Raw genomic sequence first — 10,789 nt, 5'->3', positions numbered from 1 at the left:
CCGCGCGGAATGACGGTGACCTTGTAGATCGGATCGGCGTCGGGGTTGTAGAAGGCGGCGGCGGTATGTCCGGCCTCGTGCACTGCCAGCCGGTGCTTTTCGTCTGGCTGGATCGCCAGCGTGCGCACGGTGCCCATCATCACCTTGTCGCGCGCCTCATCCAGATCGGCCGAAGTGATGTCGGCCGCCGACCGGCGTGCTGCGGTGATGGCGGCCTCGTTCAGCAGGTTTTTCAGGTCAGCCCCGGAAAACCCCGGTGTGCCCGCGGCGATTTGATCCAGATCGACGTCAGCGCGCAGCGGCAAATCCTTGACATGCGCATCCAGGATCGCCAGCCTCGCGCGCTTGTCGGGCAGTTCCAGGGTCACATGCCGGTCGAACCGGCCCGGGCGCAGCAAGGCGGGGTCCAGCACATCGGGGCGGTTGGTCGCGGCCAGCACCACCACGGCCTCGCGCGGGCTGAACCCATCCAGTTCCGCCAGAATCTGGTTCAGTGTCTGTTCACGCTCGTCATTCCCGCCGCCAAGGCCAGTGCCCCGAGTGCGCCCTATGCTGTCCAACTCGTCGATGAAGATGATCGAAGGGGCTTGCTTGCGCGCTTCCTCGAACATTTTGCGCACCCGGCCCGCGCCAACGCCGACGAACACTTCAATGAATTCCGAGCCGGAGGTGGAAAAGAACGGAACATCTGCTTCGCCTGCCAACGCCCGCGCCAGCAAGACCTTGCTGGCGCGGGCGGGCCCATCAGCAAGACCCCGTGCGGTACGGTCGCCCCGACCTTCTGGAACCGGTCAGGATCGCGCAGGAATTCCACCAGTTCCGACACTTCGCGCTTGGCCTCGTCCTGGCCTGCGACATCGGCAAAGGTTACCTTGCGCGTGGGCTTCGTGGGTTTGGCCGACCGTCCGCCCAGAAAATCCCCGATCCCACCGGGCAGGCCGCCGCTGATGCCGCCGCCAGTCATCCGCCTGCTCAGCAAAAAGTAGAAGGCAAGGATCAAGATCCACGGCAGGAGCGAGATCAGCACTGACGGCACCGGGGGTGCCTCAGCCGTTATGATGACGCCCTTGTCCTCCAGCAACGGCAAGATCGCCGGATCGGGTTGCTGGGGGGTTATGGCCCGCACCCGTTTGCTGCTTTCTGTTGTCTGGGGGCGCAGCGTTGCGACAATGGCCGCATCTTCAAGCATGACCTCGCCCACCGCACCATTGCGGATCAATGTCTTGATTTCGCTATAGGACACTTCCGTGGGCGCTGTCGCTTGGGGCGGCAACTGCAAGAAAAAATACAGGAACCCAGCTGCCATGATGACCAGCGGCCACAAAAGTCTCGACCTGTCAGATGGTCCCGACGGTTCAGGCGGTGCAACTTGACTACCCATGCCGCATTCCAATTCCCAACGTGCCGGGTGCGACCTATTGCCCGGCGTCCAGACTTTGACGCAACTTGCCTTATAGGCTAAGCCAATCCTTGTTTCCTTGATGCAGATCAGACTGCGGGTGATGCCCTGCCTGGACACAAGCATCCCGTCGGCGCGCAGTTCGGCCAACAGCAGTTAGATGCACCTTAGCGCATACGCTGCAGATAAACACCGTCCTCACCCTGAACGACTTTAACCCGCATGCCGACACGTAAGGAGTCGGACTGTTGGATAACTGTGACGATGCGGCCATTGTTCAGGCGCACAGTCCAGGCTTGCGAGTCGTAGGTGCTTGAGCGAGATGCGATGTTGCCGCCTACGATTGCGCCAGCGATCGCGCCTGCACCGGTCAAGAGGTCGTTGTCGGTAAGCTCACGGGCAATCACCCCACCCGCGACGCCCCCGACGAGCGCGCCAACAAGTTGGTCGCCGTTTGCAATCCGTCGCACTGTGACCGGCTGAACCTGAATTATCCTGCCATATCCGGCGGTGCTGACCTGCGATACGCGGTCATAGTCCTGCACCACGACTGGGGCTGGTTGAACGCAGGCTACCAAGGTGGCAAAGACAAGCGGCAGGGTTGCAGAGCGCTTGAGCATTTGACTTACTCCTTTAAAAACCTCATAAAAGTTAGTCAAATCTGCAAAGAACTGCTTGAAATTGATGCAGATCAATGAACTGACAGCGATTCGCGATCAGTGAATATGTCTGAGGTGGAAGTGGGCAAATGCGGCCCGGCATTTACTTTGTGGCAGTTCATGCATAACCCAGCGTCCCCCCTTCCGGCATTTCCAAAGGAGATCGTGACAGGTCGTCTGTAAACCGATAGCGGGGCCACCCCGAAGAAAACGAAACACTGCAACCAGCAAGGCCATGGTAGTCTGCAATGAAATCCTGCTTCCGCCCGTTACGGCCTAACGTGTCTGATGCGGTCTAGTCGTCGAGGTGTTCCACATCATGGCGTTGATGAATGAAACGCGACAGAGGATAATAGAGATGAGCTTTTTCAAGCAGGGAAGGAGTTTACCGTTCCGGTTCGGTCGGGCGCAGTGCGAAAGCACGCGCGCACGCTTGGTGCTGATCCGACCCACGCGTCGCATGTCAGCGGTACCGCCACGCCAAGTGCCGACCGAAGAGCCACCCGCCTCGCCGGTGGAAATGCCACCCGACGCACCCGAGTTGCCCGAACCTTCTTCACCTGAAATTCCAGGCGTGCCTCCCGACGAGGCGCCCGACACAACGCCACCCGAGATGCCACAGGAAGAGGGCGCGAGTTAGATCGCAAGATGAGGATGAGCGTCTGACGGGCCAGAAACGTCAGTGCACTCGGCTTCTCTCGCTTTCCTGCCGTCTTCGGATCCGGCAAAAATTGGGATCATCATATCCCAGTTGGTGGACCACTTCAGTGGGGGCACTTCACCTGTAGGTTCGGGCTTTTCACAGTCCATGATCTCTATACTTCTGCCGGTCGAAAGCAGTGCGGCGAACGGTCGCTATTAAACGTTCATGGACGTGCCATGCTGCACGTCCGAAAGTCCGCTTTCCGCCCTTGACCATCGGCTCGGTCAGGCATAGGTGCCGCTTCGAATGGCCGCTATCGCGACATTCTGCACAACCGATGCCGCACCTGCATCCGTCCGCTTTCCCCCCAGACTGTGTAAAAACCCTTGTTTGTGTTATACTTTTGCATGGCGGGGAGGACAGGTATGGCAAGCTTCATCGAGGGTGTGAACCGGGATCAGACGGTGCTTTTTCCCGAGCGATTGGAAGACTGGATCGGCGAAGATCATCTGGTTCGTGTCGTCGATCTCTTCGTCGATCAACTCGACCTGGCGACGCTTGGCTTCCATCGTCATGCAGCGGCGCGGACAGGTCGGCCCGGCTATCATCCGGCCGTCCTGCTCAAGCTTTTCATCTATGGCTATCTGAACCGCATCCCGTCCAGTCGCCGACTGGAGCGGGAGGCGGGTCGCAATGTCGAGTTGATGTGGCTGACCGGTCGGCTGGTGCCCGACCATAAGACCATCGAGGATTTCCGGCGCGATAACGGTGCGGCCATCCGCCGGACCTGCGCTGAGTTCGTGGAGCTTTGCCGCCGGATTGGCGTGCTAAAGGGCGATTGTGTGGCCGTCGATGGCAGTAAGTTCAAGGCGGTTAACAACCGTGATCGCAATTTCACCAAAGCCAAGGTCGCCAGCAATCTCGCGCGTCTGGAGGCCGAGGTCGGGCGTTAGATCGAGGAGGCCGACAGGATTGATCGCCAGAAGATCGGTGAGGTGCGGGCCGAAAGAGCTGCCCATCTGACCGGCCGATATCGCCGCGTCCGGCAACAAATCGAACGCCTTCTCGCCGTGAAGGAAGCCTTGGCCGATATCCCCGACGGGCAGATATCGCTGACCGATCCGGATGCCCGGGTCATGGCAACACGCGCCCAGCCCAGCGGGCATGTCGGCTATAATGTCCAGAGCGTGGTCGATGCCGAGACCCATCTGATCGTGACGCATGAGGCGACGAACCAGGGCCACGACCGGCATCAGCTGACCGCGATGGCAACGAAGGCAAAGGCAGTCCTCACACGTGAGGATCTGCACATCCTTGCGGACAAAGGCTACTTCAGTTCCCGCGAAATCCTCAGCTGCCACGAGGCCGGCATCACCGCGACCGTACCACGCCCAGACACATCCGGCAGCCGGTCTGCAGGGCGCTATGTGAAGGCCGACTTCGCCTATGAGGTGGACGCCGACATCTACCGCTGCCCGGCCGGCGAGATGCTGACCTACCGCTACACCACCGAAGAGGATGGTCTCAAGCTGCGGCGTTACTGGACGACTGCCTGCCAGGGCTGCGATATCGAGAGCCGCTGCACGACCGGCCGGGAACGGCGGATCACCCGCTGGGAGCATGCACACCTGATCGAGGAAGCCGATGCCCGGCGACGCAGCACATCGGCGCCGATGATGGTCCGCCGTTCGACAGTCGAGCACCCCTTCGGCACCCTCAAGGCCTGGATGGGTTCCAGTCCCTTCCTCACCCGGCGCCTTCGAGGCGTCGGAACGGAATTTGCACTGAACGTTCTCGCCTACAACATCAAGCGAGTGATCTCGCTGATCGGCATCAAGGGGCTGATGAGGGCAATCCCCGGCTGATCATAGGCCCAAAACCGCCAAACACGAGCGCCCGCCAGAATGATCTGGCCGTTTCCAGGCTCAAAAGGCCGCCGCCGCGGCCGGCGAGCGTATGTGCGCGCAAACTGTGCGGAGTTTCCACACAGCCTCCCCCCAAAATGCCTGCCCAGCCGCTCCACCCGTTAAGGCGGACCCGGCGCAAGGAAGGCGAGGGATGGCAGCTACAACTGACCGCCGCGAACTGGATGGTCTTCGTTGCAACTTAACACTGAGGTGACTTTTGATGGGGAAAGCCTTCCCTTGCGGCCGAGCCGAGGTCTCGAGCGACCCCTTCAAGCGGGGGTTCCCCCCGCAACGCCCCAAGAGAGTGAGAGGGCGGACGGCATTCGCCGTGACGGGTTGAAAGCCGGGAGAGAGGCTGCCGGTATACAGACGTTTCGGTTCTCGGCATGAGCTTGGGCGCCTGGGTTGCCGGACTGGTTGCCGCGCATGATCCTGCAGTCAGAAGGGCTGCACTGTTCCTCTCGGCCGGAAGCCTTGCGGATCCGGTCTGGACTGGCCGCGCCACACGTCACATACGTGCCAGCCTCGAGGCGGAGGTAGGATTGGCCGACCTTCGGCGCGCCTGGGGCTCGCTCAATCTGGAAAACTATGCCGAAAAGTTGGCGCGAACCGATCTTGATCTTCAGTTTGTCTTCGCCACGAGGGACACGGTGGTGATACCTGAGCTGTCGCGGCAACTAGTCGGTAGGCTACAGACCGCCGGTGCGGCTCCGGGCATTCTGGAGCTGAATTGCGGCCACTACTCGCTTTCGCTGCCCCCATATGTCATCAGGGCCGGATTGAGCGTTTCGCGGTTGTTGTCCCGCAGTCAGCGATCAGTGCTTTGACCAGGCTGCTGACTTCGCCTGCCTGCACTTTCAGGCGCATCCCAGTCCTTTGGATAGAATTCCGGCTGATTTAAGCTACATATTGCACCTGCTGATCGGGTCGGGCTCTTGCAATCGTTCGCCGATACAACATGACGGATGGGATACCGCCAATCGGCGCAGATTGAGCAATCGACCAACCAGGATACGAAACTACTTTCGCGGCGCTATCATCGCCTTCAAAGCCACAACTTTGAAAGATAGTTATAACATTAAGAATGACCGTTAATTCTTTGATTTTCAAGGAAAATTTGGTGCACCCAGCACGATTCGAACGTGCGGCCTATGCCTTCGGAGGGCAACGCTCTATCCAGCTGAGCTATGGGTGCATTGGGTCGTGATTTTTTCGTCAACTGCTTACGCAGTGCTTACGCGAAAAACCAGACAAAAGTCCAGCGATCTATGTTGCGCGCAAGGTCATGTTTACGCGTGTCTTTTCTATCTCCTTCTTCGACACCGCCCCTTGACATCAACCTTCGGAGGGCAGCGCTCTATCCAGCTGAGCTACGGGTGCAGCATGCCGTGCTTAGACCATGGTGCCACGAGTTTCAATTGCATTCCGGCAGCGCGCGGCCGCAGAATTTTTGCTCGGCAGGACTAAATGCCGCAGCGTCACTGACAGAAAAAACGAATTTTGACAAATTCCCCCGGTATCTATTTCACCGAATCGTGAGGAGTTGTGATGCCAGTTTCAAGCGCTGCCCGCCTGCCCCGCCGGACATCCCTTTGGATGTCGATTTCCTGTATCGCGCTCCTTGCCGGCTGTGGTGGCGGGGGCGAGGACGGAACGTCTCCGGTTTCGCCGTATCTGTCGCAGTTTGCCGCCCCAGGCCCGGTCAATATCGCTGTACTCAATGCGTTTTTTGCAGGCGCGAACGGGGCAAATGTGGTGACTGACACGGCGGCGCTCCTCGCCTCCTCCGCCTATCTCAACACCCCCGCCACAATTGCCTGGCTTCGGGCCAACTTTGACCCGAACATCACCGGCCAGGTCTATGCAATGCGATCCTCCGGTGCAGCCTTTGCCCATGCGGCCGGGGTGACCGGCGATGGCGAGTTGATTGCGATCTCAGATGAACGGATGTCGCCGGGTCATGCGGTCTTTGCGGGCAAAAGTGTTGTGATCGACAGCAACTCCACGGGCGGCAACGAACACGGAACCTCGGTGGCGTCGGTAGCCCTTGGGAACTCTGCAAACTTCGTCGGTACGGCACCGGACGCGGACCTGCTGTTTGGCACCTACGACACCGACGATGATCTCGCGAGCCTTGGCCAGGAGGCACTCGCCAGAGGTGCCGTCGCCTGGAACAACAGCTGGGGCTATGTCGACGCAAACGAAAACACCATCACCATAAGCCAGACTGCGTTCAACAGCACGTTCTCGGGAACCTCCGGGCAGGCCTATCTGGCGTCACTCGATGCCTATGCAGCTCAAGGCGTTGTCATCTTCGCGATGTCGAATGACGAAAGCGAGGTCAATGCCGGCATCATGGACGCCCTTCCCTTCCTGCGCCCATCGCTTGAGGCGGGCTGGATTGCCGCCGTGAATGGGGTGCCCACCTTTACCAACGGCAATGTCAGTTCGGTCAATCTGCTGTCGTCGTCCTGCTTGCAGGCAGCGCGCTGGTGCATGATTGCCGATGGTTCATGGAATGCGGCCACCGGATCCGGCTCAACCTTCGCGTTCACCACCGGATCGTCCTTCGCCGCCCCGCAGATTTCCGGCGCGCTGGCGCTGTTGGCCGAAGCCTTCCCGTTGCTTGACCCGCACGATCTCCGCGTGCGGCTGCTGGCCTCTGCAGAAGACGGGTTCTTCACGCCGGATGACACTGTGGAACTGGCGACCGGGTTCTTCAAAGGCTATTCGATCACCTATGGTCATGGTTTTCTTGATATCGAGGCCGCGCTGAAACCGATCGGCGGCACCACGATGACGCTGTCGGAAGGTGGCACTATCAGCACCAACGAACCCGTGCTGCTGACCGGAACCGCCTTTGGCGACGCAATAGAAATGTCGCTTAACGACACCGACGTAATGGTAAAAGATGCCTTGAGCGCAGGTTTCGTGATGCCGGCCGAGGCGTTGACGGCAGGCGCACAGCCCGGGTCGCGCGCGGCGGCACTTCTGTCGCGCAGCCTGGCCAGCAATCTGGCGGTGGAACGGACCACCGAAGCGGCGGCACTGTCGGACCCGTTCGCCGCGTTTGGCGGCAATACGGTCAACCTCTATGCCCCGGACGGGTTGTCCAAAGCGTCGGTTCTGGTGCCGCAAGCGGGCGCTGGCAGTGCGGGCGTCACCTTCACCCGGGCCCTGACCGATGGGGCGACGCGTATCGAAATGGGCCTGAAAGTCGCGCGTGATGACGGCCAGATGATGAGCCTGGATGGCAACAGCGGTGCGACGATGGCATCGGTGACGCTGGGCCTGACGCAGGATCTGGGCGGTTCCGCGTTTCTTGCCCTGTCGGGAGAGATGGGGATCACCGATCTTGGCGGATCAACCGCGCTCAGCAATGCCTCTTCGGCGCGGTTCGACAGTGTCGAGATGAAAATCGGCCGCAGCGATGTGTTTGCCAAGGGCGACCGGCTGACGCTGGGCGTCGGGATGCCGGTTGCAGTGGCGTCGGGCACGACACAGGTCGATCTGCCGGTGTACCGTGAAGGCGCTGCGATGGCGTTTGAACCGGTCAATATCAATCTGGCCCCGGAAGATCGCCAGATGGACATGACGGTCAGCTATCAGACTGCGTTGGCGGACGGGCTGGAAATGAAACTGTCGCTGGCCCATTCCGACAACTTCGGCAATCGGGCGGGCGTGACCGACACGGGCGGGGCGCTGGCCTTTACCTTCCGGTTCTGACCGCTGCGCCCTATTGCGGGGCAGAGTGCCCCGCAACCGTCAGGCAAACAGATCGCGGGCAAGCTCCAGCGCAGAGATAAGTGCGTCGACCTCTGCAGTGGTATTGTACAGGCCAAACGATGCGCGACAGGTGGCGCCAACCCCCAGATGCGTCATCAACGGCATGGCGCAATGCGTCCCCGCGCGCACCGCAATGCCCCGCTTGTCAAGGATGGTCGAGATGTCATGCGCATGCGCCGCCCCATCAAGCGTGAAGGAAAAGATCGCCCCCTTGGTGGCTGAATTTCCCTGCACATTCAACCAGTTCAATCCATTCAGCCGGGTCTGGGCATAGTCGCGCAATCCCCGCTCATGTGCGGCGATGGTGTCCATGCCAAGCCCGGTCATGTAATCCAGCGCCACGCCAAAGCCGATCTGCTGGACGATGCCGGGCGTGCCTGCTTCGAACTTCATCGGCGGGTCATTCCACGTCACCGCATCGCGCGACACGTCACGGATCATGTCGCCGCCACCCAGGAAGGGACGCATCTCCTCCATCCTCTCACGCCGGATGAAGATCGCGCCAGAACCACTTGGCCCGTATAGTTTATGTCCGGTCACCGCATAGAAATCGCAGCCCATCGCCTGCACATCAACCGCCATGTGCACCGCCGCCTGCGATCCGTCCACCAGAACCGGCACGCCCTTGTCACGCGCCCCCTGGCAGATTGCGGCAACATCGACCACCGTCCCCAGCACGTTGGACATGTGGGTCACCGCGATCAGCCTGGTGCGCGGGGTGATGGCCGCCAGCACTGCTTCGGGGTCCAGATCGCCGTTGGCATCGACATCGACCCATTTCAGAACCACGCCCTGACGTGTCCGCAGGAAATGCCAGGGCACGATGTTGGCGTGATGCTCCATGATCGACAGCACGATCTCGTCGCCCGCCTGCAACCGCGGCGCGGCCCACGCGTAGGACACCAGGTTGATCGCCTCGGTGGTGCCGGTGGTAAACACGATCTCGTCTTCACTGCCAGCGTTCAGGAACCGGGCGATCTTGCCACGCACCGCCTCGTACTTTTCGGTCGCAACCGTAGAAAGGTAATGCAAGCCCCTGTGAACATTGGCATATTCCATCGAATAGGCATGCGTGATCGCATCAATCACCACCTGCGGCTTTTGCGCCGAGGCCCCGTTGTCCAGGTAGACCAGCGGCTTGCCGTTGACCTGCCGCGACAGGATGGGAAAGTCGGCGCGCACAGCCTGCACATCAAACATTGCTCAGCGCCTCCGGCCCGAGAATCAGGATCATCACGAACACCAGCACGAACGCCACCGCAAACATCGTGATGACAATCCCGACGAACACCGCCCTGCGCGAGGTAAAGCCGTGCAGTTCGGCAATGAAACTGGTGATCAGCCAGAAAAACAGCACCAGACCGGCCAGATTGATGATCCCCGCCAACGGCGGCGACACCGCCAGCGCCACAAGCTGCACCACTTGCAACATCAGCATCAGCACCTGCAACCAGACGACAATCAGCATCGAATCGTCAAAAGTGCCGGTACCGCCCTGAAATCGGCCAATCCGGTGGATCAACACGACCGACACCGCAAGCACCACAAACTGCATGATCGCTGATCGGATCGGGCTGCCGGTCACGAAATTGGCCACTGCATCATCGGTTGGCGGCAGCAGCATCGCCCCCAGATGCATCAGAATGGCCGAGGCAACAGCCATCAGAAACAGGCCGGCAGACCGCGCGGGCAACGGAACATCCATGTCCAGCAGCGCGCGCGCGCCCTTGCGGGGGTCTTGCAGCGACAGCCGGGCCAGCCCAACCAAGGTATCAATCAGATGTGGCATCAGCGTTCTGCCTCGGTCAACAACAGCACCCACAGCGTCAGAAACGCCGCCAGAACCACGACACCAACCACCGTCAACGCAATGCCGCTGCCGATCAGCCCGGCGACCAGCCCATGCAGCAGCATCAGTGGCGTCACACACAGCAGTGCCCAGAACAGGGCCAGCCGGGCAGTGAAAAAGCTGCCCTTGCCGCCAAACAGCCGCGCCACCAGATGACTGATCGCCGCCACCCCGTACAGGATGGGCGGCAGCAGAAAGATCGTCGCCATCAGCGCGCCCCCCATCCGCGCATCCAGCGGGACTTCGGGGTTGAAATGCGCGGCGCGCGACAAGGCCGGCAATTGCGCCACAAAGATCAACGCGCAGGCCCCCATCAGCACCGCAAGCGCGCGATCATCCCGCACCCCGTCGGCCAGTTTGCGGCGCAGCGTCAGGCGTGGCCGCGCCCATGTGGCAAGTATATCAGTGGTCACCGCCATGCCTACCCCCGCCCATGCCGGTCAAGCCAGCCTTCCAGACGGCTGCGGATATCTTCGGCTATGGCCTCGTCCTCGATCTCGCCGATCGCTTCGGCAAGGAAGGCCAGCACCAGCAACGCTTGCGCAG

6 protein-coding genes, 1 tRNA gene and 3 pseudogenes are annotated in these 10,789 nt (G+C 60.7%); 3 read left to right on the top strand and 7 right to left on the bottom strand.

Annotation, left to right across the window (positions count from 1 at the left end):
- The 3 genes and pseudogenes from RMO18_RS08230 to RMO18_RS08225 form a co-directional block, all read right to left on the bottom strand.
- Window positions 1–704 (bottom strand): AAA family ATPase (locus tag RMO18_RS08230; RefSeq protein WP_309665146.1); only part of this gene is annotated, 704 nt, incomplete at its 3' end.
- 398 nt (window positions 705–1,102) lie between these two features.
- Window positions 1,103–1,306 (bottom strand): annotated as a pseudogene (locus RMO18_RS21105) (ATP-dependent metallopeptidase FtsH/Yme1/Tma family protein); the annotation flags it as partial.
- Window positions 1,307–1,566: 260 nt separating this feature from the next.
- On the bottom strand, window positions 1,567–2,094 hold the full coding sequence (locus tag RMO18_RS08225; RefSeq protein ID WP_309665145.1) for a hypothetical protein: 528 nt from the start codon (window positions 2,092–2,094) through the stop codon (window positions 1,567–1,569).
- 1,032 nt (window positions 2,095–3,126) lie between these two features.
- Between RMO18_RS08225 and RMO18_RS08220 the strand changes: the two are divergent.
- Both RMO18_RS08220 and RMO18_RS21100 read left to right on the top strand, forming a co-directional pair.
- Window positions 3,127–4,566 (top strand): annotated as a pseudogene (locus RMO18_RS08220) (IS1182 family transposase).
- 416 nt (window positions 4,567–4,982) lie between these two features.
- A pseudogene (locus tag RMO18_RS21100) lies at window positions 4,983–5,435 on the top strand (alpha/beta fold hydrolase); the annotation flags it as partial.
- 291 nt (window positions 5,436–5,726) lie between these two features.
- Here RMO18_RS21100 and RMO18_RS08215 read toward each other — a convergent pair.
- Window positions 5,727–5,803 (bottom strand) — tRNA-Arg (locus RMO18_RS08215).
- Window positions 5,804–6,363: 560 nt separating this feature from the next.
- On the opposite strand from RMO18_RS08215, the gene RMO18_RS08210 reads away from it, so the two are divergent.
- Complete coding sequence (locus RMO18_RS08210) at window positions 6,364–8,334, top strand: S8 family serine peptidase (RefSeq protein WP_309665143.1); 1,971 nt, start codon at window positions 6,364–6,366, stop codon at window positions 8,332–8,334.
- A gap of 39 nt (window positions 8,335–8,373) precedes the next feature.
- On the opposite strand, the gene RMO18_RS08205 is transcribed toward RMO18_RS08210, so the two are convergent.
- Genes RMO18_RS08205 through RMO18_RS08195 form a run of 3 tightly spaced genes read right to left on the bottom strand, consistent with a single transcriptional unit; the run spans window position 8,374 to window position 10,662 of the window.
- Complete coding sequence (locus RMO18_RS08205; RefSeq protein WP_309665141.1) at window positions 8,374–9,594, bottom strand: cysteine desulfurase; 1,221 nt, start codon at window positions 9,592–9,594, stop codon at window positions 8,374–8,376.
- Window positions 9,587–10,183 carry a Yip1 family protein gene (locus RMO18_RS08200; protein ID WP_309665140.1) on the bottom strand — a complete coding sequence of 199 codons (597 nt, stop codon included), beginning with the start codon at window positions 10,181–10,183 and terminating at the stop codon, window positions 9,587–9,589. The genes RMO18_RS08205 and RMO18_RS08200 overlap by 8 nt, the downstream gene beginning before the upstream one ends.
- Window positions 10,183–10,662, bottom strand: a complete 480-nt coding sequence (locus RMO18_RS08195) for a YIP1 family protein (protein WP_309665139.1) — start codon at window positions 10,660–10,662, stop codon at window positions 10,183–10,185. Before RMO18_RS08195 ends, RMO18_RS08200 begins: the two co-directional genes overlap by 1 nt.
- Window positions 10,663–10,789 lie beyond the last annotated feature (127 nt).

Source organism: Tabrizicola sp. (assembly GCF_031377265.1).
GTDB lineage: Bacteria > Pseudomonadota > Alphaproteobacteria > Rhodobacterales > Rhodobacteraceae > JAUYQR01.
This window is presented reverse-complemented; position numbering and strand designations above follow the sequence as displayed.

Excerpts from the sequence above, each read along its gene's own strand:
- RMO18_RS08205 (WP_309665141.1), bottom strand. The coding sequence starts at position 9,594 with ATGTTTGATGTGCAGGCTGTGCGCGCCGACTTTCCCATCCTGTCGCGG.
- RMO18_RS08200 (WP_309665140.1), bottom strand. The coding sequence starts at position 10,183 with ATGCCACATCTGATTGATACCTTGGTTGGGCTGGCCCGGCTGTCGCTG.
- RMO18_RS08195 (WP_309665139.1), bottom strand. The coding sequence starts at position 10,662 with ATGGCGGTGACCACTGATATACTTGCCACATGGGCGCGGCCACGCCTG.